The organism is Paraburkholderia sp. RHO2, assembly GCF_050955445.1.
GTDB classification, from domain to species: Bacteria; Actinomycetota; Actinomycetes; order Mycobacteriales; family Mycobacteriaceae; genus Prescottella; species Prescottella agglutinans_A.
On sequence record NZ_CP162617.1, the window covers coordinates 3,815,387 to 3,839,326 of the forward strand.

Sequence of the window (23,940 nt, forward strand, 5' to 3'; positions counted from 1 at the left end):
TGCCGTCGGACGTGCGCACCGGAACGGTCTATGCACTCGACCCGAGAAATCATAGGATGACCGGATGATAGAGGCAAAGCATTAAAGTGCGAAGGCCCTCACCCGACCCCAGGAGCACCGTGCAACCCGTACGCCGCAGCACCCTGATCACCCAGGTCACCGATCAGCTCCGCGACGAGATCCGTTCCGGAAGGTGGCCGGTGGGTTCCCGGATCCCCACCGAGCCCGCACTCGCCGAGCTCACCGGCACCGGACGAAACACCGTCCGCGAGGCGGTGCAGGCGCTGGTCCATTCCGGGCTGCTCGAACGACGCCAGGGATCGGGCACGTTCGTGCTCGCCAACTCGGAGGTCACCGGCACCCTGGGCAAGTACTTCGCCGGCGCCCACGAGCGCGACGTCCTCGAGTTGCGCCAGTCGCTCGACGTCACCGCGGCGGGCCTGGCCGCGGCCCGACGCGACGCCGACGACATCCGCGAGCTGACCGCCCTGCTGGACGCGCGATTCACGGCGTGGGAAACCGCGGAGCTGCACGACGCGATCGCCGCCGACATCGCGCTGCACCGCGGCATCGTCGCCGCCAGCCACAACCAGGTGTACCTGGAGTTCTACGACTCCCTGCTTCCAGCGATCGAGGCAACCGTCTTCAAGCACGCCTCCGCGACCGGCGCCGGCTTCCACGACGAGCACCGCGCGCTCGTGCAGGCCATCATCGACGGCGACGGCGACCGCGCGCTCGGTGCGGCGCGGTGCTTCTTCAATGAGCTACTCGCCGGCTACCACTCCACCAGCGGTTCTGGAACCATCGACTGAACCCGCTGTCCGCGACGGCTGCCAGGCAGAGTCCACGGCGAGAACGTCCGCCAGCGTGCGAAGTTGTTCGGTGGCCGCGCCAAAGAGAAACTCGGTGCGTTTGGCGGCCGTGAAATAGCGATGAACCTGGTACTCCAGGAAGATGCCGATGCTGGCGTGCACATGAACGATGGTGTGCGCCACCCGGTGGCCGGCCTCGGCCGCCCAGAACTTCGCGGTGGCGACTTCGGCATCCGCCGGAAGGCCTTCGGATTCGCGCCAGGCCGCCTGCCAAAGGGTCAGCCGTACCGCCTCGACGTCGAGGTAGGCATCCGCGAGGCGCTGCCTGACCGCCTGGAACTCGCCGATCGGCTTGTCGAATTGCCGGCGCGTGATTGCATACTCGCTGGTGAGTTCCAGGCCGCGCTCGACGACGCCGAGTTGGTACGCGCACGCGGCGATGACCGCACGGCGATGTGCCCACTGCGCTGAACCGTCGCCGGGCGTGCCAATCGCAGCGGCATGCCCTACCACTGTGTCCAGTTCCACCAGCGCGGCGTCGGAGCCGTCGACGACATGCTGGTCGGTGATGCGTAGTCCCGGCGTAGCGCGATCGAACACCAATAGCAGCCGCCCGTCCGCGGTGACCGCCTCGACGAGGAATGCATCCGCGAATGCGCCCGCGGGAACGGCGCTGTGAGAGCCACGGACGCGCCAGCCGGCGTCGGTGCGCTGGGCGGTGAATCGGTCGTCCTCCGTGGAGAGTGCCACGGCGCAGGTGGCGGTGCCCGCCGCGATCGGAGCGGCCCACCGCGTCCGCTGCTCCTCGTCGCCGAACTGCGCGATCGCGGTGGCGGCGATCGCCACGCTGGTCAGGTACGGGGCCGGCGCGACCGTGCGACCGATCTCGATCAGCACGCTGCACTGTTCGAGCACGCTCAGCCCGCCGCCGACCGCGGCAGGCAGCGCGGCCTCCAGCAGTCCGGAGCGGGCGAAGTCCGACCACAGCTTGGAGTCGAGACCGGTTACGTCCGGTTCGTTCTTTGCGGTCCAGTCGGTGAGCACGGTGCGCGCCAGTCCCGCGAGATCGTGCTGGGCCTCGGTGAGAGTGAAGTCCATGAGAAGTCCTCGAGATAGGTTCAGCGGGTGACGGGTAGGCCGAGCGCGGTCTTGGCGATGATGTCGCGCTGGACCTCATTGGTTCCGCCGCCGAAGGTCAGGATGAGCGATGATCGGTGGAAGCGCTCGATCCGGCCGCGGAGCAGTGCACCGGCGGAGTTCTGCCGGACGACCGATGAGGCGCCCAGCACCTCCATGAGCAGTCGATAAGCTTCCGTGGCGAATTCGGTGCCGAAGACCTTGGTCGCCGAGGCATCCGCGGGGCGGAGTTCGCCCGAGTCTGCAGCCCAGGCAATGCGCCAGTTGCGCAGCTTCAGGCACTCGATGTGGGCGTGCACGCGGGCGAGATGCAGCCGTGCCCACTCGGAGTCGATGACCCGAGAGCCGTCGGCGCGGGTGGCGGTCTCGGCCCACTCCCAGACCTGGCGAAGCGATTCCTGAAGTGGTGCGGCCGAAGTCAGCGCGACTCGTTCGTGATTGAGCTGGTTGGTGATCAGCGACCAGCCGGCGTTCAGGTCGCCGACGACATTGGTCACAGGCACCCGCACGTCGTTGTAGAACGTCGCGCTGGTGCCCGGACCGGCCATGGTGTGAATCTTGCTCCAGGAGAATCCCGGTGCCGTGGTCGGCACGATCAGAACAGAGACGCCGCGGTGCTTGGTCGCGTCCGGATCGGTTCGGGCCGCCAGCCAGACGTAGTCGGCGTATTCGATGAGGCTGGTCCATGCCTTCTCGCCGTTGATGACGAACCCGTCGCCCTCGCGCACCGCTCGGGTGCGCAGCGACGCCAGATCGGTGCCCGCCTCGGGCTCGGAGTAACCGACCGAGAAGTGGAGCTCGCCCTTGGCGATTCGGGGTAGGAAGAAGGACTTCTGCTCGGCGGTACCGAAACGCATGATCGTCGGTCCCACCGTATTCACGGTCAGGAACGGGAAAGGAACACCCGCGGCGGCAGCCTCGTCATTGAAGATCAGCTGGTCCATAGTCGGTCGGTTCCGGCCGCCGAACTCCTCAGGCCAGCCCAGGGGCAGCCAGCCGTCGTGGCCGAGGGTGCGAACGACCTCCCGGTAGGCGTCGGGATCGCCGTATTCGCCGCCGGATCCGGACAATGCCTCGCGAATTTCGGGCGTCATCAGGTCGGCAAAGTAGGAGCGCAACTGGTTGCGCAGTTGCTGCTGCTCGTCGGTGAAGTCGATGTACATCGCATTCCTTGGATTCGAAAGCTCGAGCTTTTCCCCGGATCAAACACGTCGCATCGCGCCGGCCCCGTCGAGCAGCAGGAAGTTGCCCGTCTCCGTGGCAGCAAGCTGCCACACGAGTGGAGCACTTCGGTGATCTGCATCACTTCGATTGACAGCCTGTCGAGTGCTGGCGAATCTGATTCCGGGCGGGCGGAAAGGTGGGGGTCCGAATGGCTATGCATCCAGACGATAACCAGCACTTTGAAATTGGAACAAAGCAACCAAATCGCGGACGTGCGGATGTGGGTTGGCTGCTCGCGGAGTCGCGCCGCCTGCTCGATCACGCGATAGCCGAACATCGCAGTGTCCGCGGCGAGAACGGAGACGTCGTCCGTTTGCGCCCTGGTGAGGGGTGGGAAGGCAGTCTGCAGCAACTGCTACAAAGTGTTCGCAAAGAAGCAATGCTCACGGTCGCGAGCCCGCTGCGGATCCAGCCGCATTACCGGCCAGGTCAACGACTGGTCGCCGACCATCTCTCGGCCGGCAGGGAGGTTCGGCTGCTCTACACCCAGCACTATGCCGAGACGCGCAATTACGAATCGTTGCGGGATCAGCCGGAACTGTATGACCGGATCCGGGTTTCCGATGCCGACTTCCACAACATGGTCATCATCGACCGCCAGGTCGGAGCGATTTGGGGCGGGACCGGTGCGCGACTGCCCTATGGATTCGTAATACGCGATCCCGATCTGCTTCGCGCGCTCCATCAATTCGCGGTGGTTCTCTGGGAAGCCGCCCCACGGCTGTCCAGGAACCTCACACTGCCTCAACCTGAATTCGACCAATCGGCGCTCGCAGTGTTGCGTGCACTCGACCTCGGATTGAAGGATGAGCCGGCCGCGCGCCGACTCGGCGTGTCGCTACGAACCTACCGCCGGTATGTCGCCGACATCATGGCCCGACTTGGAGTCACCACCAGGTTCCAAATCGGTGCTCGCGCGGCGGAACTCGGTCTGCTCACGGCATCGGTGAACAGTCACCTCGAGCGTCCAGGATCGATCGCCGATATCCCCGTCCGACCGCGCCGCGGTGGGTGAAAGGAACCCCACGGCAGGGTCAGCGGGACACGCGCGGCAGCCCGAGACCGTTCACGGCGATCAGTTCGCGTTGAATCTCGTTGACGCCGCCGCCGAAGGTGAGGACCAGATTCCGTTTCGCCTGGACATTCAGCCAGCTTGCCAGGGCCGCGGTCGCGGGATCCGCCAAGTCGCCGTGGCGGGCCACAACCTCGTCCATCCGTTCGTAGAGGCTCTGGATGCGTTCGGAGCCGAAAACTTTCGTAGCCGATGCGTCAGCAGCGCCGACCGGCCCGTTCGATTCTGCCGCCGCAACCTGCCAGTTGAGTAGTTCGTTGATTCGTTCGGTCGCGCGAGCGTCGATCAGCACGGCACGGACGTCGGGAGCGGCGAGGAGACCGCGGGGCTTCGCCCAGGCGTACACCTGCTCGTACACGCCGCCGATGCGGCCGGCCGGACCCAGCATGACCCGCTCGTGGTTGAGCTGGGTGACGATCAACTGCCAGCCTCGATTCTCCTCACCCACGAGCATGCTCACGGGTACCCGGACGTCGGAGAAGTAGGTGGCGTCCACGTGGTGCGCGCTGTCGGCCGTGATGATCGGGGTCCAGCTGAACCCCGGATCACGGGTGTCGACGATGAGGATCGAGATGCCGTTGTGCTTCGGTGCGGCCGGATCGGTGCGCACCGCCAACCAGATGTAGTCGGCGGCGTGGCCACCCGTGGTGAATGTCTTCTGGCCGTTGACGATGTAGTGATCGCCATCGCGAACCGCGGTAGTGCGCAAGGACGCGAGATCGGTGCCGTTGTCCGGCTCGGAATACCCTATGGCGAAATGCAGTTCGCCGGAAAGGATCTTGGGGAGGAAGAACTTCTTCTGTTCATTCGTTCCGAAGGTCTGCAGTGTGGGACCAACCGTTTGGAGGGTAACCGACGGCAGCTGGACGTCGGCGCGGTGTGCCTCGTTCACGAATATGTGCTGCTCGATCGGGCCGAAACCACGCCCGCCGTACTCCGTAGGCCAGCCGACCCCGAGCCAGCCGGCCCTGCCCATGCGCCGCACCACATCACGGTAGATCGGGCCGTGTCGATCAGACAGTGTGATCGCGCGTTCTTCCTCGGTCATCAGCTGCGAGAAGTACTCGCGCAGTTCGGTCTGCAAGGCGATCTGCGACGGCGTCAGTGCGATCGAGTTGCCCTCGCCGACGACAGCCGAGACGCTGTCGACTGGATCGACGCCCAGGATCTCCAGCACCCGCCCCGAACCGCCCAGGATTCGGATCATGTCCTTGATCGTCGAATAGTGTCGGTGCAGCGGATAGGTGATGTCCGCGCCGATGCCGCCGTGCAGGTGATGGCAGGTCCGCACCGCGGACATCGCCTCGGTAGCCAGCCAGTACCCGGCCAATGCCAAGCTCTGTGTCGCGTCGCGCCCGCTGGATAGGTCCCACACGCCGGAGACCGTCGCGAGATGAAGTGTGCGCGCGACGATATAGACGTCGGCGATCTGCTGCGACACCGCTTGGAAGGTCGCCAGCGGCTTCCCGAACTGCTGCCTGTTTCGGATGTGCTCGGTGGTCAACGCCAAGGCGTCCGCCAATGCTCCGTCGCCGAGAGCGACCGCACCCGCCAGAGCGCAGTAGCGGAGCGCGGCCACGGATGCGCCGCTGAAGTCGCCGCCGAGCACCTCCGACTCCGCCACCCGCACGCCCGACAAAGTCACCGTGTACTCGGGCTGACCCGTTGCGGTGGGGGTCGCGGTCAGCTCCACGCCCGAGCCCGCGGGATCGATCAGGAATACCGCATCGCCGCCGGTTGTCTTCGCCGGCACCAGGATCCGAATGGATTGCGCAGCGTACGGCACCGCGATCTTCCGACCGTTCAGCTCCCATCCGTCGGAGGTGTGAACTGCGGTGGTGGCCGGCGTGCCGACGAGCGCCCTCCCGAACTCGTTCGGCGCACCGGTGAGCAAGCGCGTTCCCGCCGCGACCGAGGGCAGGAGCTCCGCCTGCTGGGCAGCGGTTCCCACGGCGACCAGAGGGAGAACACCCAGCGCCAGTGTCGCGAGCGCAGGTACCCGCGCGCCGCTTGCCGCCACCTGTCGCAGCACAGCCGAAACTTCGGCGATCCCGAGCTCATCACCGCCCAGCCTGGTCGGCAGCGCCAACGACAGGAGCCCGGCCTTGGCCAGCGCGGCCCATACCGGTGCGTCGAATCCGATATTCGGATCCAGTTCGCTCTGCCTCTGATCGCGCTCTCGGTCCAGCACACTCGCGGCGAGGTCTGCGACTTCTCGTTGCACATCATTGGGTGTGAAATCCACGCGTGGCTCCCTGAATCCGAACGATTGCTGTGAAAGCCGTTCTATCCGGATCCAGGCATCGATCCCGCGGTCTGGCAGGAAGATGCCAACCCAGATCGCACCCCTACTCGGTGCGCTGTACTCGAGCTCACGGGGACCTTCCCCGCACTTCCAGAAAGCCCGACGACGCGTCGAGGCAGCCAGCCGGCTAGAGAATCAACCGCACCAGTTCGGCGGTCCGGACGAGACCGGGCAGCGCCTCGGGGGTGGAGCGCGGGTGCAGCGCGTGCACCGCGAGCCGGAACAGCAGGGCGCGCAGCAGCATCTGCGGCCACTCCGGCAGATCCTCCCAGCGGTCGATCAGTCCCTCGTCCGCACCGCCCCACGACAGCGCGTCGACGACGACCACACCGGCCGCCCAGGCCGCGGGCCGCCAGTACGGCGTGATGTCGGTGACGGCCGGGGCGGTGCTGCCCGAGAACAGGACCGTCCCGAACAGGTCGCCGTGAACCAGCTGATCGGGTGAGCGCACCGGCTTGCGCAGCGTCGCGAGCTGGCCGATGAGTTCGACGCTCCGGGCGCCGTCGTCGGCCAGGTCCTCGAGGGCGCCGGCCGCACGCGCCGTCCGCAGCGGCACCGTCTCCCACGCCGCCCGGTCGGCGGCGACGAAGACATCCACGTCGGCCCACGGCGCGACCGGCGGCTGCGCCAGGAACCGGGGCCGCTCGAGCTGCGCCGTCGCGGCGTGCAGCCGCAGCGACAACGACACCACCTCGTCGTGCCGCGGTTCCGGGGTACCGACGAGATAGGTGTCCGCCCGCCAGCCCGAGACGACGTAGCGGCCATCGGTGGCGCGCACCGGTCGGGCCAGACGGACCGCGTCCACGGCGAGCGTCTCGCGCACCTTCGCGGACCAGGCGGCGCGGGCGTGGTCCGCGACCGGGGAGAGCACGACGTCGCCGAGACGCCAGCCACCCTCCCAGTCCGACCCCAGCGCCACCGGTTCGATCTCGCGGAGGCCGAAGGTCGAGCAGACGTGTTGGGGCGGTTGTGCAGAGCTCACGGGCGTCAGGCTACCGCCGCCCGACGCCGAGATCGGTGAGGCGCTCCGTAGGGCACGCTCAGTAGACGGGCAGCGACGGATCGACCTGGTGCGCCCACGCGATCACGCCGCCCTGCAGGTGCACCGCGTCGGCGAAACCGGCCTTGTGTACCGCCTCCAGCGCCTCCGCCGAGCGGATGCCGGTCTTGCAGTGCAGCACGATCCGCTTGTCCTGCGGCAGCTCCGCGAGCGCCTCGCCCGACAGGATCCGTCCCTTCGGGATCAGCGTGGCCCCGGGCAGGTGCACGATGTCCCACTCGACCGGCTCCCGGACGTCGACGATCGCGATGTCGGCGCCCGCGTCGATCAGCTCCCGCAGCTCGTGCGGTGTGATCGTCGAGTCCCGGTCCGTGTCGGCCACCGGTTCCACGCCGCAGAACGCCTCGTAGTCGACCAGTTCGGTGATCGGCACCCGGTCGGGGTCGCGGCTGAGCGTGACCGTCCGGTAGTTCATCGCGAGCGCGTCGTAGATCATCAGCCGACCGAGCAGCGAGTCGCCGATGCCGGTGATCAGCTTGACCGCCTCGGTCGCCATGATCGAGCCGACCGATGCGCACAGCACACCGAGGACGCCGCCCTCCGCGCACGACGGCACGGTCCCGGGCGGCGGCGCCTCCGGGTACAGGTCCCGCAGCGTGATGCCACGACCGTCGGGGGCGTCCTCCCAGAACAGCGACACCTGGCCCTGGAACCGGTAGATCGATCCCCACACGTACGGCCGACCCGCCAGCACCGCGGCGTCGTTCACCAGGTACCGGGTAGCGAAGTTGTCGGCGCCGTCGAGGATCAGGTCGTACTGCTCGAACAACTCGACCGCGTTGGACGCGTCGAGCCGGAACTCGTGCAGGCGCACGGCGACGTGCGGGTTGATCTCGCGGATGGACTCCCGCGCGCTCTGCGCCTTGGACCGCCCGACGTCCGCCGTCCCGTGGATCACCTGACGCTGCAGGTTCGACTCGTCGACCACGTCGAAGTCGACGATGCCGATCGTGCCGACCCCGGCGGCCGCGAGATACATCAGCGTAGGCGAGCCCAGGCCACCGGCGCCGATCACCAGGACGCGGGCGTTCTTCAACCGCCGCTGCCCCGTCGTCCCGACGTCGGGGATGATCAGGTGGCGGCTGTAACGCGCCACCTCGTCGCGGCTCAGTTCTGCCGCCGGCTCCACCAACGGCGGAAGCGGACTCTTCGCGGACACACACGCTCCTGACATCGACCGGTCAACGCTCGCGTCCAGCCTATGCCGTCCCGAATCGCACCTCGAGATCGCTCAGGTCCGACACCACGATGTCGGCGCCGGCGGCGCGCAGCGCGTCCGCGTGATGGGTCCGATCGACGCCCACGACCACCCCGAACGCGCCGCGACGGCCCGCCGCGACGCCCGCGAGCGCATCCTCGAGCACCACGCACCGGTCCGCCGGCAGGCCCAGTCGCCGCGCACCCTCGAGGTATGTGTCCGGCGCGGGTTTGCCGGCGAGCGACAAGCGGTCGACGTCGATGCCGTCGACGCGGGCGTCGAACAGGTCCGTCAGCCCGGCGGCGTGCAGCACCACCACCGCGTTGCGGCTCGCAGTCACCAGCGCGACGGAGACGCGCTCGGACCGCAACCGCCGGATCAGCGTCACGGTGCCGGGGAACGCCTCGACCCCGTGTTCGTCGAGCTCGTGCAGGAACATCGCGTCCTTGCGGGCCGCGAGCCCGCACACGGTGTGCGCGGTCGGCGGATCCGACGGATCGCCGTACGGAATCTCGATCGAGCGCGACGCCAGGAAAGACGCCACCCCGTCGACGCGGGGCCGCCCGTCGACGTAGTTCAGGTAGTCGTCGGACGTGAACGGCGCCTCGCCCTTCCCACGCTCGTCGAGGAACCCGTCGAACAGGCGGGTCCACGCGCGGGCATGCACCCGCGCGGTGTCGGTGACGACGCCGTCCATGTCGAACAGGAAGCCGGAGCACGAGGCGTCACCGATGTGGGCGACTGCGAGGCTCTCGGCGGTCACGGGCTGCGCCTTCTCAGCCCCGCGGGTACGGCCACGGATTGAACCGGCACACCTTGCCGTCCATCGGGACGACACCCTCCGGATCGAGCTTGGCGATGTCGTTGTTCGCGGTGCCGAAGGTCTGCTGCATCATCACCGGCGCCAGTCCGCCGTCCGTCTCGCACGGCTGGTGTTCTCGGTAGCCGATGGCGTGGCCGACCTCGTGGTTGATCTGGTACTGGCGGTACGAGCCGATGTCGCCCTGGAACCCGATGGCCCCGCGCACCCAGCGGGGTTCGTTGAGCACGACACGATCGATGCCGGGGTTGTAGCAGGAGACCTCGAGCTGGATGTCGTAGCCGCACGCTTCCCGGATCGTCATCTGCGACGTCAGGGAGATCCGGAAGTTGGGACCGTCCCCGTTCGCCACGGCGGGATCGCTCTGGTCGATACGGCGGAATGCGAACCGGGGATCCTTCGTCCAGCCCTTGGGGTTGGCGAGGGTCTGGTCGACCATCCGACCGAACGACTCGTCGCCACCGAACCCGGCGGTGTCGACCCCGTCCTCCACCTCGATGGTGTAGGTCAGCACGCCGTCGGTGCCCGCACCGACCTGCGCGGTGGTGCCCGGGACCACGTGCCAGGTACCGGTCCCCTTCTCCGTGAACGGGCCGCCGTCCGGCAGCACACCGGCCGGGATGGTGTCGGCGAAGTTCCCGTCCGCGAGCGGCGGGACACCGATGACGTCCGTGCCGTCGGAGTGGCTGAGTTCGCCGAATCCCGGATCCTTCGGGGCGGCCGAGTCGGAGTCGCCGATGCCGCGGACGGCGTCCACCAGGACCAGTACGGTCACGATCAACAGAACTGGGATCGCGTAGGCACGCCAGCCGTACATCGAGACGAACTTGCCGAGGCGGCTCTGCTTCTTCACACCCCGATCGGGGCGTGGCACGCGAGGACGACCGGCGTTGCGACGTGTCGGATCCCACGACGCTCGCAGCGGCTCGTGCGGATCGGGTACCCGGCCCGGGTCGAAGCCGTTGTTCCGTGCTTCGTACGGGTCGTCCTCGGACATCTCGGGAACTGTGCCCCCCAGGCGCGGTCCTCCTCGGTCAGTCACCCCGCCAGAATCTCACAGTCCGGTTCGGCCTTCACCCGGCACGCCGGAAATGTGCCCCGCTCATGCCGCGCTCGCCTCGCGCGCGGGTGCTCGGGATGGGATGCTGGAATACTCGGTATCAGCGACGTGTCCAGCAGCGTGTCCTGCGACATGCCCTCGGCTGGGACGGGCCAGTTCAACGAATAGGGCCGAGAACCGCCCGGGTATCGTGCAAATGATTTATCTTGCCCCGAGGCGTTCGCGAGAGGTCGGACACCGAACGAAGCGGGGCTCTTGTGCAGATTGGGAGCGACATGACTGAACTCGCGGATCGGACACACTCCGATCGCGCCGCCACGACCGCAAACGGTCAGGGCACCCGCCGCAGCACCCGGCTACCCCGGGACGCGCGGCGCCTTCAGTTGCTCGCGGCAGCCAGCGAGGTCTTCGTCAGCCGCGGCTACCACGCCGCCGGCATGGACGAGATCGCCGAGTGCGCCGGGGTGAGCAAGCCGGTGCTCTATCAGCACTTCCCCGGCAAGCTCGAACTGTACGTCGCGGTGCTGCAGAGCTATGTGGACAGCCTGATCTCGGGCGTGCGTCAGGCGCTGCGGTCCACGACGGACAACAGGCAGCGTGTCCGGGCCGCCGTGCAGGCGTTCTTCGATTTCGTCGACAACGACACCCAGGGCTTCCGCCTGGTGTTCGAGTCCGACCTGATGGGTGAGCCGCAGGTGGCGCGCCGCGTCGAGCAGGCCACCGAGGCGTGCGTCGACGCCGTCTTCGACCTGGTGGCGCACGACTCGGGTCTCGACCCGTACCGTGCCCGCATCCTCGCCGTCGGCCTCGTCGGCGCCAGCCAGTTCACGGCCCGGTACTGGCTCGAGGCTGCGCGTCCCATCCCCAAGGAGGAGGCCGTCGACACGACGGTGGCCCTCGCGTGGGGCGGTCTGTCGCACGTGCCGCTGCACGCCGAATCCAAGTAGCCGGCCGAGTCGCTCCTGGCGGTTCGCAGATACGAGACGCGCCGAGACCACGAGAAAGGGCGCGCAGTCCAGGGAAACCTGGACTGCGCGCCCTTTCGGCGTCTCGGCTCTAGCTCGTGAAACCGACCTTGCGGCCGTCGGACGGGCCGAGCTCGACGTACGTGATCCGGCTCGCCTGGACGAGGAACTTGCGTCCCTTCTCGTCGACGAGCGACAGAACACCGTCCGCCTTGCCGCTGAGCGCGTTCGTCACGAGCGTCTCCACCTCGTCGGGCGACTGTGCGCTGTTGACAACGAGCTCACGCGGGCTGTCAGTAACACCGATCTTGACCTCCACGGCCAACCTCCGAACTCTCCGAGCGCTTTCAGCTGTCCCGGCCAGGTTAATGCAGCATCCGGCCCGCCAGCCCGTCCGACCGCTGTGCTGAGAGCGAACAGCGGCACCGGCGTCAGTCCAGACCGAGCACCGCCATCCGCTCGGCGTGCTTGGCCTGCATGTTGTCGAACAGCGCGGCGACGCCGTTGAGGCTGCCCGTCGCGTTCATCACCAGGTCGGTGAGGTCCTCCCGCTGCGCCAGCACGAACTGCGCCTGGGTGATGGCCTCTCCGAGCAGCCGACGGCCCCACAGCATCAGCCGGTCCTTGTCCTTCTTGCTCGCGGTCACCGCCGCGCGCACTTCCTGGACGACGAATTCCGAGTGGCCGACCTCGGCGAGCACCTCGCGGACGATTCCGCCGACAGCAGGATCGAGCGAGTGGGCGATCTCGCGATAGAAGTCGGCGGCGATACCGTCGCCGACGTACGCCTTGACGAGGGACTCGAGCCACGTCGACGGGTCGGTGGACGCGTGGTAGGCGTCGAGGGCCCGCACGAACGGGTCCATCGCGGAGTAGATCTCCACCCCCCGGTCGGTCAGCGCCTTCTGCAGCGTCTCGAAGTGCGACATCTCGGCCGCCGCCATGCTCGCGAACGCGACGCGTCCCTGCAGCGTGGGAGCCATCTGGGCGTCCTCCGCCAGCCGGTAGAACGCCGAGATCTCGCCGTAGGCGAGAACCGCGAACAGCTCTGCCACACCGGGGTGATCGGCGGCAATGGTCGGCACGGACGACGTTGGCGAATCGGCTCCCATGAAGCCACAGCCTAATCCGCGGTCCGGTGGTCGCGATCGACCGGACACGGCGAGAATCGTGATCTGCGCCATGGGTGTGCGAAGTTCCCACCATTCGACCGCTACAATTGCGTCGGGAGACCGTTATTTCCACGCTGGTCCCGGACCCGGAGCATGAATCCGGAGTGACGAATTCGAGGTTGAATTCGAACGATTCGGGCGCGAAACGGATTCGGAATCCCGAAGATAATGTGCGCGCACCTGATCGACGGCGCCCGCCGCGTCTCGCCGAGATCCACACGATTTCCGCGCTGAGACGGAGGCTGGGCCACCGCACAAGAGGGCACCGACATCGGCCGACTTACGGCCTGGCCCCTTACCTCGTGCGTGCGTGCCGATACGAGGAAGGCCAGTTCCCTGAGCAAGATCACGATCGACCACGAAGACGACGCAACTGAAACCACGCTGTCCGCCCAGCTGGACGAGACGCACACCGCCCCCACTTTCGCCGAACTCGGCGTCCGCGACGAGATCGTCAAGGCTCTCGCCGAGATCGGTATCGAACGCACCTTCGCCATCCAGGAGTTGACGCTCCCGCTGGCGCTCGCCGGCGACGACCTCATCGGTCAGGCCCGCACCGGCATGGGCAAGACGTTCGGCTTCGGCATCCCGCTGCTCCACCGCGTGTCCACCACGGACTCCGGCACGGCCGCGCTCGACGGCACTCCCCGCGCCCTGGTGATCGTGCCGACGCGCGAGCTGTGCATCCAGGTGACGCAGGACCTCGAGAACGCGTCGAAGTACCTGAAGTCCGGCAAGAAGAAGCTCGAAGTCCTGTCGATCTACGGCGGCCGCCCCTACGAGCAGCAGATCGACGCGCTCCGCAAGGGCGTCGACGTCATCGTCGGCACCCCGGGCCGCCTCCTCGACCTCGCCAACCAGGGCCACCTGATCCTGGGCAAGATCGGCGTCCTGGTCCTCGACGAGGCCGACGAGATGCTCGACCTGGGCTTCCTGCCCGACATCGAGCGCATCCTCGGCATGGTCCCCGACAAACGCCAGACCATGCTCTTCTCCGCGACCATGCCGGGCCCGATCATCACGCTGGCCCGCACGTTCCTGACGCAGCCCACACACATCCGCGCCGAGGAGCCGGAGTCGTCGGCCGTGCACGAGCGCACCAGCCAGCACATCTACCGGGCACACGCCCTGGACAAGGCCGAGATGGTCGCGCGCATCCTCCAGGCCGACGGTCGCGGCGCGACGATGATCTTCACCCGCACCAAGCGCACCGCGCAGAAGGTCGCCGACGACCTGAACGAGCGCGGCTTCAAGGTCGGCGCCGTGCACGGCGACCTCGGCCAGATCGCGCGCGAGAAGGCCCTCGCCGGGTTCCGCAACGGCAAGGTCGACGTCCTGGTCGCCACCGACGTCGCGGCCCGCGGCATCGACATCGACGACGTCACGCACGTCATCAACTACCAGTGCCCCGAGGACGAGAAGACCTACGTGCACCGCATCGGCCGCACGGGTCGCGCGGGCCGCACCGGCACCGCCGTCACGCTGGTGGACTGGGACGACGTCCCGCGCTGGCAGCTCATCGACAAGGCCCTCGAGCTCGGTGTGGCGGATCCGGTCGAGACGTACTCGAGCTCGCCGCACCTGTACGAGGAACTGGGCATTCCCACCGACGCGAAGGGCTCGATCCGCAAGCCCCGCGCCGAGCGCCCCGCCAAGGACGGCGCCGCGTCGCCGGAGGCCGGCGAGAAGTCGGCACCGAAGCGCGACCGGGTCCGCCGCCGCACGCGTGGCGGCAAGTCCGCCGACGCGGCCGCGAAGGCCACCGACGGCGCCACCGTCGCATCGGACGAGCAGGCCGTCACCGAGGCCGCGCCCGCTGCCTCCGCCACGGGGCCGGCGTCCGAGGACCAGCCGAGCGCACCTCGTCGCCGTCGCCGGCGTCGTCGTTCCGGAGCGGGCACGGCCGGCCAGGCCGACGCCGAGCCGGTGAGCGTCGCGGCCGCAGCCGAGTAGAGCCGAGTCGGTCCGGGTAATCTGCCACCTGTGCTGGCCCCCGAGCGTCGTACCCGTCTGGACGTCGCGGTCGCCGCGATCATCACGATCGTCGTCGCGGTCGCCGTGACCGTGATCTGGATTCGCAGCGACGCTCGGGGCACCACCTCCGTGACCGCCGATACCCCTGCGCGGGAAGCGGGTACAGCTGCCTCGGTGCCGGAGACCCTCGACCAGGTCTGGCGCGCCGACAGTCCCGTCACGACCGCCCCCATCGTCGCCGGTGGGGCCGTCGTGACCGCCGATGGCGGCACCGTCACCGGTCACGACCCGCTCACCGGCGACGAACTGTGGCGCTACCAGCGGGACATGCCGCTGTGCGGGGCCATCGGCGCGTGGAACACGGTGGTCACCGTCTACCGCGACCAGCGCGGATGCAGCCAGGTCACCCAACTCGACGGGGCGACGGGCGAACGGAAAGCACAACGCTCGAGCGACGCCGACGAGGAGGTGACGCTGTCGTACGACGGCACGTACGTCGTCTCCCGAGGGCCGGAGCGCATGGAGATGTGGCGCTCGGACCTGGTACGCACCCTGGAGTTCGGTCGGGTGGACGCGCCGATCAATCCGGGCAAGCAGCCGCGCACCGGATGTGAACTGTCGTCCGCGGCCGCCGGCGGCACCCGGCTGTCGGTGCTGATGCGCTGCCCCGGCGAGGCGGGTGACCGCCTGAGCGTCCTCGATGCCGTCCCCAAGGACAACCAGGAGCCGAAGGAGTTCGGCTCGAACCTCATCGGTGCGGCCGGCGCGCCCGGCGCCCGACTCATCGCGGCGTCCGGCGACCGCACGGCGGTGTATCTGCCGCCCGGCCCGACATCCGGACCACGCATCGCCGTCTACGACGGCACCGCCGGCGAGATCGCCTCGTATCCGCTGGCCGGCCCGGTCAGCCCCGACGCCACGGCCGCCCGCAACGGTGGCGTGTTCACGTGGTGGACCGGCACCGAGCTGATCGCGCTGTCCACGAGCGAACTCGCGCCGCGCTGGACGATGTCGGGGGCACTCGGTCCCGGTGCGATCATGGCGGGATCACTGCTGGTTCCGGTGCCCGACGGCGTCGCGGTGCTCGACCCCGCGACCGGCGTCGAGCACCGCCGCATTCCCGTCACCCGCGACACCGCTGACACACCGATCGCGACGTCGGTCGTCGGCGACGTCGTGCTCGAGCAGCGCGGCGACGAGGCGGTTGCCCTGCACTGACACGGAATGCAGCGGAAAGCCCTTGTCGGTCAACTACTTCGGGGCCGTGGCCTCGGTCAGGCCGTGCCCTCGTAGGGCGAGAACGTGACCAGGTCAGCCTTCCCGCTCCAGTGGGCCGAAAGATGGTGCGCCAGTTCGCGATACGCCTCGGCTCCCTTGTTCTTGCGGCCCGCCAGCACGGTGGCGCCCGACGCCGAGGCCTCGGCGAAGCGGACGGTCCGCGGGATGGGCGGGGCCAGAACGGGAAGGTCGTAGCGGTCCGACACGTCGGACAGGACGTCGCGGCTGTGCGTGGTCCGCGCGTCGTACAGCGTCGGCAGCGCACCCAGCAGCACGAGGCCGGGGTTGGTGATCTGCTGGACCTCCGAGACGGTGCGGAGCAGTTGACCGACGCCGCGGTGCGCCAGCGTCTCGCACTGCAGCGGCACCAGCACCTGTTGTGCCGCGGTCAACCCGTTGAGCGTCAGCACGCCCAGCGACGGCGGACAGTCGATGACCACGACGTCGAAGTCGTCGAGCAACGGCGCGAGGGCCCGCTTGAGCGCGAACTCCCGACCCGGTCGCATCAGCAGCAGCGCCTCCGAGCCCGCGAGGTCGATCGTCGCGGGCAGCAGTGTCACGCCCTCGTCCGTCTCGAGCAGCACGTCCTTCGCCGGAACGTCCCCCGCCAGCACGTCGTGCACGGACCGCTCGAGCCGATCGGGGTTGTGCCCCAACGAGAATGTCAGACACCCCTGCGGATCGAGGTCCACCACCAGCACACGCTGACCGAGGTCCACGAGCGCCGCCCCCAGCGACGCGACCGTCGTGGTCTTGGCCACCCCACCCTTTTGATTCGCTACAGCCAGTACCGTCGTCACGGCCTAGATCCTTGCGTACTCGAGGCCCGAGCGCGAGGGTTCCGCGAGGCCCGGCATGATGAATTCATGACCTCACCCGACCGCCGACTCGTCCTGCTGCGACATGGGGAGACCGAGTGGGCCCGTCTCGGTCGGCACACCAGCGCCACCGAGGTCCCGCTCACGGAACGCGGTGCCGAGCAGGCCCGCGCGGCCGGTGAACTGTTGTCGGCGCTGAACCTGCGCGACCCGCTCGTGGTGACCAGCCCCCGTCGACGGGCCCACGTCACCGCGGCGCTCGCCGGGCTGGCCGGTGATCACCGGTGGGATGCCCTGACGGAGTGGGACTACGGCGAACTCGAGGGAATGACCACGCCCGAGATCCAGAAACAGATTCCGCACTGGACCGTGTGGACGCATCCGTGCCCGGGTGGCGAGACCCACGACATGGTCACCTCCCGTGCCGACATGGTGGTGCACACGTGCGAGGCCGCCCTCGTGGATCGGGACGTCGTGCTGGTGGGTCACGGCCATTTCTCCCGTGCCCTGATCGCCCGGTGGATCGGACAGCCGGTGTCCGAGGGCCGACGCGTCCTCCTCTCCCCCGCCGCCCACACGGTCCTGAGCTACGAGCACGGGTTCCGCACGATCGTCACCCACAATGTGAGCCCGAAAGTAGGTATGCAGTGAATTCCGCTTCCGCGAAGACCGCGACCATCCGCCGCGCGACCCCCGCCGACGCCGCCGCCATCACCGGCCTGATCTACGAACTCGCCGAATACGAGAAGGCGCGGCACGAGTGCACGGTGCTGCCCGAGCAGATCGAGGCCGCGCTGTTCGGTCCCGAGCCCGCGGTCTTCGCGCACGTGGTCGAGGTCACGACACCGGACGAGCCGGCACGGATCGTCGGGACGGCGATCTGGTTCCGCAACTTCTCGACGTGGGACGGCGTGCACGGCATCTACCTCGAGGACCTGTACGTCACACCCGAGCACCGCGGCGCCGGCTACGGCACGGCGCTGCTGGCGACCCTCGCCGAGGAGTGCGTCACGAAGGGGTACACGCGGCTGGCGTGGTCGGTATTGAACTGGAACACGCCGTCCATCGGTTTCTACGAATCGCTCGACGCGGTCGCGCAGGACGAGTGGACGACCTACCGGCTCAGTGGAGACGCGCTGGCGGCGCTCGCCACCCGCGTGCCGTGACGGGCCGCGGAGTTCACTCGTCGTCGGAGGCGTCGGGGGCGGCGTAGCCCTCGGCCATCCAGCGAGAGGTGCTGCCCGCGAACAACATCACCAGCGCGGCGACGACCACCACGCCGAGCACGACGCCCCAGACCCACCGGTGGGACGTGAGCACGTACCACGTGACGGGGAGCAGCAGCAGCTGCGCCATGAGCGCGATGGTGCGTCCCCACCGCTGCCCGAGCAGGAGACCGATGCCCGCAGCCAGCACGGCACCGCCGAGGATCACGAACCAGAGGGCCGTGCCGTAGCCGCTGGTCACACTCTGGTCGTAACCGAGCAGGCCCCGCACCACCAGGAAGATCGCGAAGCCGACGGCAGCCGCACCTTCGAGAGTCACGAGTGCGCCGGCTCGCCGGACCGTGCTGGGAGTCGGGGCGGATGCAGGCTGGTTCGACACGCAGCCAGCCTATACACCGACCGGACCCGGCTAGGCTGATGCCCCGTGCGCGCGCTGCTGATCGTCAACCCCAACGCCACCTCGACCACTCCCGCAGGTCGTGACCTCCTCGCACATGCGCTGTCGAGCCGGGTGCGGTTGACCGTGGCGCACACGACGCACCGCGGGCACGCCGCGGAACTGGCCGCGCAGGCACGCGTCGACGGCGTCGCGCTGATCATCGTCCACGGCGGCGACGGCACGGTGAACGAGGTGATCAACGGCCTGCTCGGCGCACCGCACCCGAAGTCGATGCGGTCCGTCCCTGCCGGGCCGATCCCGCTGATCGCGGTGGTGCCGGGTGGTTCGGCGAACGTGTTCGCCCGGTCACTGGGAATCGAACCGGACCCCATCGATGCCACGAATCAGCTGATCGAACTGCTCGCGCGGCGCCGGAGTCGAACGATCGGACTGGGCCACTGCGACAACCGCTGGTTCACGTTCAACGCCGGAATGGGCCTCGACGCCCAGGTGTGCGAGGCGGTGGACCACGGCCGCAGGAACGGCGAGGCGGTCACCCCCGGACGCTACGTCCGGCACGCCGTGCGCGCCTTTTTCCGCGCCAAGCGCGAGGAGCCGACGCTGACGATCGAACTCCCCGATCAGGAACCCATCGACGGCGTGCACTACGCCTTCGTGTCCAACTCGACGCCGTGGACCTATCTGAACAAGCGTGAGGTGCACACGAATCCGGCCACCAGCTTCGACACCGGGCTGGGACTCTTCGCGATGCGGACCATGCGCGTCTTTGCCAGCTTGCGGGTCGTCCGTCAACTACTTTCAGCCGGATTATCGCCGAAATCACATTCATTGATTCGATTCGACGATGTTCCCCAAATCCGTATACACGCGAGTGCACCGATCGGACTTCAAATGGACGGCGACTATATAGGCCTCCGAACCGATGTGACATTCACCGCCGTTCCCGACGCCCTAACCGTCGTCGCGCCACCCGCGCCGTGAGCGCACCACCCGCCAGATCCCCGAGATCCCACTGACCGAACGTCCAGTTGGTGCCGTCCGAGCGCTCGTTCGACAACGAACGGTGACCAATTTGCCCAGATGGGGTGCGCAAATCCCCAGGTGGGTGTAGAAAGGACGACGGACCACATAGGGCAACCTAACCGAGTGAGCTTCCCCACGGTGCAGTCGATTCCTATTGACTTCCCTCTGGTTCGTGAAAGCATTCACAAGTAACAGTGCTGAAACTTCCGAGTAAGCACCTCTGAACTTGCGAATACATAACGGTGCACGGCGCACCCAGTTAAGGAGTAGAAGGATGGACTGGCGCCACAAGGCAATCTGCCGCGACGAGGACCCCGAACTGTTCTTCCCCGTGGGAAACAGCGGCCCGGCTCTCGCGCAGATCGCTGATGCCAAGGTGGTGTGCAACCGGTGCCCCGTGACCGCGGAGTGCCTGTCGTGGGCTCTCGAGTCCGGTCAGGACGCCGGTGTCTGGGGCGGCATGAGCGAGGACGAGCGCCGCGCCCTCAAGCGCCGCAACGCCCGCACCCGCGCGCGCACCGCAGTCTGAGTCTCCACAGACCACGACGAAGGCCCGGCACCACGAGGTGCCGGGCCTTCGTCGTCTCGCGCGTCGAACAACCGTGATGGTCGAGGTCAGGGCCGTGAGCGCCGACCCAACGGGACGCGCAGCACCGCGTCGGTACCGCCGTCCGAGGACGGGTGCAGGCCCAGCGATCCCCCCAGTTCGGCGCCGACGAGCGTGCGCACGATCTGCAGACCGAGGCGATCGGACTTCTCCAGGCTGAAACCCTCGGGCAATCCCCGGCCGTCGTCGTGGATCACGACGTCGAGCCAGCGTGCGGAGCGATCGGCCCGCAGGTACACCGTGCCCGGCCGGCCGGGCTCGAAGGCGTGCTCGATCGCGTTCTGCACCAATTCGGTGAGCACCATGACCAGCGGGGTCGCACGCTCCGCGGAGAACACCCCGAGGCTGCCCTCCCGCTTGATCTTGATGGGCATGTTGACCGACGCGACGTCGGCCAGGATCGGGACCAGGCGATCCACCACCTCGTCGAGATCCACCTCCTCGTCCACCGACATCGACAGTGTCTCGTGGACCAGTGCGATCGACGTGACGCGTCGGACCGACTCGCTGAGCGCCTGACGCGCTTCCTCGTTGTCGGTGCGGCGTGCCTGCAGGCGCAGCAGCGCGGCGACCGTCTGGAGGTTGTTCTTCACCCGATGGTGAATTTCGCGGATCGTCGCGTCCTTGCTCAGCAGGGCACGGTCGCGGCGCTTGACCTCGGTGACGTCGCGGATGACCACGGCGGCGCCGACGACCTTGCCGTGAGGCTTGAGCACGAGGGCCCGGAGCAGCACGATCGCCCCGCGTGCCTCGACCTCCATACGGTGCCCCAGCCGGCCGGCCAGGGTGCCGCTGATGTAGTCGGCGACTTCCTTCGACTCGAACGGGTCGGTGATGAGCGACCGGGTCGTGGACGCGAGGTCCTGACCGACCAGATCAGTGTTGAGCCCCATCCGGTGATACGCCGACAGCGCATTGGGGCTCGAATACACGACACGCCCCTCGGGATCGAGGCGGATGAATCCGTCGCCGGCGCGTGGACTGGAATTGGTGTCGGAGCGGGAATCGGGGTTGGGGAACGTTCCCTCGCTGATCATCTGGCACAGGTCGGCTGCGCAGTCGAGGTACGCGACCTCGAGCGGGCTCTGGGCCCGCTGCTGCGCCAGGTTGGTGTCGCGGCTCAGCACGGCGATCACCTCGCCGTCGCACCGCACCGGGACCGCCTCCCGGCGCAGCGGTGTCCCGCCGCGCCACGCATGGTCGACCTCGGTGACGATCTCGCCCTCGAGGAGCGCCTTGAGAACCTGCGGATGTTCCGACTCGGAGACCACGGAGCCGACGGCGTCGTCGGGGAACGCCGTGGACGCCGTCGTGGGGCGACACTGCGCGACGCACACGACGGTGAGGGGCTCCGCGCCGGCGGTGCCCCTCGCGTCGTCGTGTCGCTCGGTCGCCACCCACAGCAGGACGTCGGCGAAGGACAGGTCCGCGAGCAGCTGCCATTCACCGACCACCTGCTGTAGGTGGTCGACCGCGTTTCCGGGGAGGTCGGTGTGCTCGGCGAGCAGGTCGCTCAGTGTCGACATGTGCCAGGCTCCGAATCGCTTCTCGGTATCAGCTGATGGTGGCGATCAGGTCGCCCTGCTGGATGACGTCGCCGACCTTCACGTCCACGGACGTGACCTTCCCCGCGACCTCCGCGAGAACCGGGATCTCCATCTTCATCGACTCGAGGATAACCAGGGTGTCGCCCTCGTTCACCTCTTCGCCCTCACTCACAACGACCTGGTAGACGGTCGAAACCATCTCGGCGCGCACATCTTCTGCCACCTGGCACCTCACTCTTCGCGGACGGTCGCGGACCAGCCAATGGAACCACAGCCAACCACACGTGAAACACTAGGACGAACCAGAGTTCGAACAGAGAAGGGAGCTACTCATGGGTAAGCGTGGTCGTAAGAAGCGCAGCCGCAAGGGCAACGCCGCCAACCACGGCAAGCGTCCCAACGCCTGAGGCGCGTCCAGACGGAATCAGGGGCCGGTGAGCATGCAGCTCACCGGCCCCTGATCTCGTTCACAACCGTTCCGATCGGCGCGTCTAGTCGTCCGAGTCGCGGTCGGCGACCAACTCGGTCTCGGTGAGGATCACCGTGCGCCGGATCTCGATCGACAGCCGCTCACGCAGCCCGGCCGGCGCGTGCTCGCCACCGCACTTGCGGCCGATGAGGCTCTTGATCTTCTCCTCGATGCCGTACGCCGCGAAGCACGCACCGCAGTCCTCCAGGTGCCGTTCGATCCGCGCGCGGGAGTGCTCGTCGCACTCGTGGTCCAGCAGCAACCACACGTCGGCGAGCACTGCAGAGCAGTCCAACTGCTCGAATTCGTTCTCCCCGCTCACCGGGTAACCTCCTGCTCCGCTGCCGTGTTGCCGGCCTTCCCCGCCGGCGTGCGGTTGAATCCACGTTCCCGGGCGACGTCGGCGAGCAGACCCCGCAGCTGCTTGCGCCCGCGATGGAGCCGCGACATGACGGTGCCGATGGGCGTGCCCATGATCTCGGCGATCTCCTTGTACGGGAATCCCTCGACGTCGGCGTAGTAGACCGCCATCCGGAACTCCTCGGGGAGCTCCTGCAACGCCGCCTTGATGTCGTCGTCGGGCAGTGCGTCGAGTGCCTCGACCTCCGCCGAACGCAGGCCCGTCGAGGTGTGCTCGGCCGTCGCGGCGAGCTGCCAGTCGGTAATCTCGTCGGTCGGGTACTGCGCCGGCTGCCGCTGCTTCTTGCGGTAGGAGTTGATGTACGTGTTGGTGAGGATGCGGTAGAGCCAGGCCTTGAGGTTGGTTCCCTCCTTGAAGGAACGGAACGCCGAGTACGCCTTGACGTACGTCTCCTGGACCAGATCCTCCGCGTCGGCCGGGTTACGCGTCATGCGCAGCGCCGCGCCGTACAGCTGGTCGAGCAGCGGCAACGCGTCGCGCTCGAACCGCTCGGTGAGCTGGTCGTCGGGCTCCGGCCTGTCACCCTCAGGGCGGTTCCCCGGTTCGTGGTCCCCTCGCACGGTGATCCCTTCGCTTGCCGTAGGGGTCAAGGCTACCGCCATGGCGGGCACCGGAGCCGGATGCGTCTCGGCCTGGATCGCCGGACGAACACGTTCTGCGCACAACACCGGCACGAACCACTCCCTTCGCTGATGCAGGTTTCGGCAGGATTCAACAGCGGACCTGCGCCGTCTGTTCCCACATGTGACGACGAGGTGCGCGCAGTGACCGTTCGGGCTCGTCCTAGAGTCGTCGTCATGGCCGGAACCTCGACTCCCGCAACGAAGCTGCTCGACAAGGAGAAGGTGGCGCACCGAATCCACAGCTACGACCACGATGCGCGCGCGGCGTCGTACGGCGACGAGGCCGTCGATTCGCTGGCAGGTCACGTCGGGGTGGAGCCGGCCCAGATCTTCAAGACGCTCGTGATCAAGACGGACTCGGGCAAGCTCGCGGTTGCGGTGCTGCCGGTGCCGTCGAAGCTGTCGCTCAAGGCGGCGGCCGCGGCGGTGGGCGCGAGCAAGGCGGTCATGGCCGAGCAGGCCGATGCGGAACGGTCCACCGGGTACGTGCTGGGCGGCATTTCGCCGCTGGGTCAGCGCAAGCGACTGCCGACGGTGATCGACGCGTCCGCGCTGACGTGGGACCGGGTGCTGTGCAGCGCCGGACGCCGGGGTCTCGAGATCGAGGTGGCGCCGCAGGAGTTGGTGCGGCTGACGGGCGCTGCGGTCGCCGAGATCACCGCCGGCTGAGCCGGCAATTCGGCCGCCGCCGGCTGAGCCGGCAATTCGGCCGCCGCCGGCTGAGCCGGC

At 68.0% G+C, this 23,940-nt stretch carries 26 protein-coding genes; 11 read left to right on the forward strand and 15 right to left on the reverse strand.

Translation table 11 applies throughout. The annotated features are described in order from the left end of the window. Positions 1–119: 119 nt before the first annotated feature. Positions 120–812, forward strand: a complete 693-nt coding sequence (locus ABTV10_RS17775; protein ID WP_499028963.1) for a FadR/GntR family transcriptional regulator — start codon at positions 120–122, stop codon at positions 810–812. Here ABTV10_RS17775 and ABTV10_RS17780 read toward each other — a convergent pair. Both ABTV10_RS17780 and ABTV10_RS17785 read right to left on the reverse strand, forming a co-directional pair. Then, positions 765–1,910, reverse strand: coding sequence for an acyl-CoA dehydrogenase family protein (locus ABTV10_RS17780; RefSeq protein ID WP_499028965.1), 1,146 nt, complete (start codon positions 1,908–1,910; stop codon positions 765–767). The genes ABTV10_RS17775 and ABTV10_RS17780 overlap by 48 nt on opposite strands. Before the next feature lie 20 nt (positions 1,911–1,930). After that, entirely contained in the window at positions 1,931–3,112 is a 1,182-nt protein-coding gene (locus tag ABTV10_RS17785; RefSeq protein WP_499028967.1) for an acyl-CoA dehydrogenase family protein, read from the reverse strand. A gap of 209 nt (positions 3,113–3,321) precedes the next feature. Between ABTV10_RS17785 and ABTV10_RS17790 the strand changes: the two genes are divergently transcribed. Next, positions 3,322–4,188 carry a helix-turn-helix transcriptional regulator gene (locus ABTV10_RS17790; RefSeq protein ID WP_499028968.1) on the forward strand — a complete coding sequence of 289 codons (867 nt, stop codon included), beginning with the start codon at positions 3,322–3,324 and terminating at the stop codon, positions 4,186–4,188. A gap of 19 nt (positions 4,189–4,207) precedes the next feature. Here ABTV10_RS17790 and ABTV10_RS17795 read toward each other — a convergent pair whose 3' ends face one another. From ABTV10_RS17795 to ABTV10_RS17815, 5 genes are all read right to left on the reverse strand, one after another. Next, positions 4,208–6,490 carry an acyl-CoA dehydrogenase family protein gene (locus ABTV10_RS17795; RefSeq protein ID WP_499028970.1) on the reverse strand — a complete coding sequence of 761 codons (2,283 nt, stop codon included), beginning with the start codon at positions 6,488–6,490 and terminating at the stop codon, positions 4,208–4,210. A gap of 187 nt (positions 6,491–6,677) precedes the next feature. After that, the gene (locus ABTV10_RS17800) at positions 6,678–7,532 is read right to left on the reverse strand and encodes a TIGR02569 family protein (protein WP_433606027.1); all 855 of its coding nucleotides are present in this window, start codon (positions 7,530–7,532) and stop codon (positions 6,678–6,680) included. A gap of 58 nt (positions 7,533–7,590) precedes the next feature. Then, on the reverse strand, positions 7,591–8,769 hold the full coding sequence (moeZ, locus tag ABTV10_RS17805) for an adenylyltransferase/sulfurtransferase MoeZ (RefSeq protein WP_499028974.1): 1,179 nt from the start codon (positions 8,767–8,769) through the stop codon (positions 7,591–7,593). A gap of 40 nt (positions 8,770–8,809) precedes the next feature. Next, positions 8,810–9,571: an HAD family hydrolase gene (locus ABTV10_RS17810; RefSeq protein WP_499028976.1), complete on the reverse strand. Its 762-nt coding sequence runs from the start codon at positions 9,569–9,571 to the stop codon at positions 8,810–8,812. A gap of 13 nt (positions 9,572–9,584) precedes the next feature. Then, on the reverse strand, positions 9,585–10,625 hold the full coding sequence (locus tag ABTV10_RS17815; protein ID WP_499028978.1) for a DUF3152 domain-containing protein: 1,041 nt from the start codon (positions 10,623–10,625) through the stop codon (positions 9,585–9,587). Positions 10,626–10,963: 338 nt separating this feature from the next. Here ABTV10_RS17815 and fasR point away from each other — a divergent pair, with 338 nt between their 5' ends. After that, positions 10,964–11,635: an HTH-type transcriptional activator FasR gene (fasR, locus tag ABTV10_RS17820; RefSeq protein ID WP_433606034.1), complete on the forward strand. Its 672-nt coding sequence runs from the start codon at positions 10,964–10,966 to the stop codon at positions 11,633–11,635. Between the two features lie 109 nt (positions 11,636–11,744). Here the strand turns inward: fasR and ABTV10_RS17825 are convergent, their stop codons facing one another. After that, the gene (locus tag ABTV10_RS17825) at positions 11,745–11,972 is read right to left on the reverse strand and encodes a DUF3107 domain-containing protein (RefSeq protein ID WP_433606036.1); all 228 of its coding nucleotides are present in this window, start codon (positions 11,970–11,972) and stop codon (positions 11,745–11,747) included. Positions 11,973–12,084: 112 nt separating this feature from the next. Continuing rightward, complete coding sequence (locus ABTV10_RS17830) at positions 12,085–12,765, reverse strand: ferritin-like fold-containing protein (protein WP_433606038.1); 681 nt, start codon at positions 12,763–12,765, stop codon at positions 12,085–12,087. A gap of 366 nt (positions 12,766–13,131) precedes the next feature. Here ABTV10_RS17830 and ABTV10_RS17835 point away from each other — a divergent pair, with 366 nt between their 5' ends. Next, positions 13,132–14,778, forward strand: a complete 1,647-nt coding sequence (locus ABTV10_RS17835; protein WP_499028981.1) for a DEAD/DEAH box helicase — start codon at positions 13,132–13,134, stop codon at positions 14,776–14,778. A 30-nt stretch (positions 14,779–14,808) separates the two neighbouring features. Further along, positions 14,809–16,017 (forward strand): Rv3212 family protein, encoded by a 1,209-nt coding sequence (locus ABTV10_RS17840; RefSeq protein WP_499028983.1) that lies wholly within the window; start codon positions 14,809–14,811, stop codon positions 16,015–16,017. A 56-nt stretch (positions 16,018–16,073) separates the two neighbouring features. On the opposite strand, the gene ABTV10_RS17845 is transcribed toward ABTV10_RS17840, so the two are convergent. Then, positions 16,074–16,877: a ParA family protein gene (locus ABTV10_RS17845; RefSeq protein WP_499028985.1), complete on the reverse strand. Its 804-nt coding sequence runs from the start codon at positions 16,875–16,877 to the stop codon at positions 16,074–16,076. 66 nt (positions 16,878–16,943) lie between these two features. Between ABTV10_RS17845 and ABTV10_RS17850 the strand changes: the two genes are divergently transcribed. Both ABTV10_RS17850 and ABTV10_RS17855 read left to right on the forward strand, forming a co-directional pair. Continuing rightward, positions 16,944–17,546, forward strand: a complete 603-nt coding sequence (locus ABTV10_RS17850; RefSeq protein ID WP_499028987.1) for an acid phosphatase — start codon at positions 16,944–16,946, stop codon at positions 17,544–17,546. Next, positions 17,543–18,061, forward strand: a complete 519-nt coding sequence (locus ABTV10_RS17855) for a GNAT family N-acetyltransferase (protein ID WP_499028990.1) — start codon at positions 17,543–17,545, stop codon at positions 18,059–18,061. The genes ABTV10_RS17850 and ABTV10_RS17855 overlap by 4 nt, the downstream gene beginning before the upstream one ends. A 13-nt stretch (positions 18,062–18,074) precedes the next feature. Here the strand turns inward: ABTV10_RS17855 and ABTV10_RS17860 are convergent, their stop codons facing one another. Then, positions 18,075–18,500 carry a hypothetical protein gene (locus tag ABTV10_RS17860; RefSeq protein WP_433606050.1) on the reverse strand — a complete coding sequence of 142 codons (426 nt, stop codon included), beginning with the start codon at positions 18,498–18,500 and terminating at the stop codon, positions 18,075–18,077. Positions 18,501–18,545: 45 nt separating this feature from the next. Here ABTV10_RS17860 and ABTV10_RS17865 point away from each other — a divergent pair, with 45 nt between their 5' ends. Both ABTV10_RS17865 and ABTV10_RS17870 read left to right on the forward strand, forming a co-directional pair. Beyond that, positions 18,546–19,502 (forward strand): diacylglycerol/lipid kinase family protein, encoded by a 957-nt coding sequence (locus ABTV10_RS17865; RefSeq protein WP_499028993.1) that lies wholly within the window; start codon positions 18,546–18,548, stop codon positions 19,500–19,502. Positions 19,503–19,818: 316 nt separating this feature from the next. Then, the gene (locus ABTV10_RS17870) at positions 19,819–20,073 is read left to right on the forward strand and encodes a WhiB family transcriptional regulator (protein WP_127914467.1); all 255 of its coding nucleotides are present in this window, start codon (positions 19,819–19,821) and stop codon (positions 20,071–20,073) included. A gap of 86 nt (positions 20,074–20,159) precedes the next feature. Here ABTV10_RS17870 and ABTV10_RS17875 read toward each other — a convergent pair whose 3' ends face one another. Beyond that, positions 20,160–21,677, reverse strand: a complete 1,518-nt coding sequence (locus tag ABTV10_RS17875) for a sensor histidine kinase (protein ID WP_499028995.1) — start codon at positions 21,675–21,677, stop codon at positions 20,160–20,162. Between the two features lie 28 nt (positions 21,678–21,705). Further along, on the reverse strand, positions 21,706–21,921 hold the full coding sequence (locus tag ABTV10_RS17880; protein WP_499028997.1) for a biotin/lipoyl-binding carrier protein: 216 nt from the start codon (positions 21,919–21,921) through the stop codon (positions 21,706–21,708). A gap of 109 nt (positions 21,922–22,030) precedes the next feature. Here ABTV10_RS17880 and ABTV10_RS17885 point away from each other — a divergent pair, with 109 nt between their 5' ends. Then, positions 22,031–22,105, forward strand: a complete 75-nt coding sequence (locus ABTV10_RS17885; RefSeq protein ID WP_022597109.1) for a 50S ribosomal protein bL37 — start codon at positions 22,031–22,033, stop codon at positions 22,103–22,105. An 84-nt stretch (positions 22,106–22,189) separates the two neighbouring features. On the opposite strand, the gene rsrA is transcribed toward ABTV10_RS17885, so the two are convergent. Together rsrA and ABTV10_RS17895 are read right to left on the reverse strand one after the other, a co-directional pair. Continuing rightward, entirely contained in the window at positions 22,190–22,489 is a 300-nt protein-coding gene (gene rsrA, locus ABTV10_RS17890; protein WP_433606059.1) for a mycothiol system anti-sigma-R factor, read from the reverse strand. Beyond that, positions 22,486–23,148 (reverse strand): sigma-70 family RNA polymerase sigma factor, encoded by a 663-nt coding sequence (locus ABTV10_RS17895; protein WP_499028999.1) that lies wholly within the window; start codon positions 23,146–23,148, stop codon positions 22,486–22,488. Before ABTV10_RS17895 ends, rsrA begins: the two co-directional genes overlap by 4 nt. Before the next feature lie 237 nt (positions 23,149–23,385). On the opposite strand from ABTV10_RS17895, the gene ybaK reads away from it, so the two are divergent. Beyond that, positions 23,386–23,880: a Cys-tRNA(Pro) deacylase gene (gene ybaK, locus ABTV10_RS17900; RefSeq protein ID WP_430333512.1), complete on the forward strand. Its 495-nt coding sequence runs from the start codon at positions 23,386–23,388 to the stop codon at positions 23,878–23,880. Positions 23,881–23,940 lie beyond the last annotated feature (60 nt).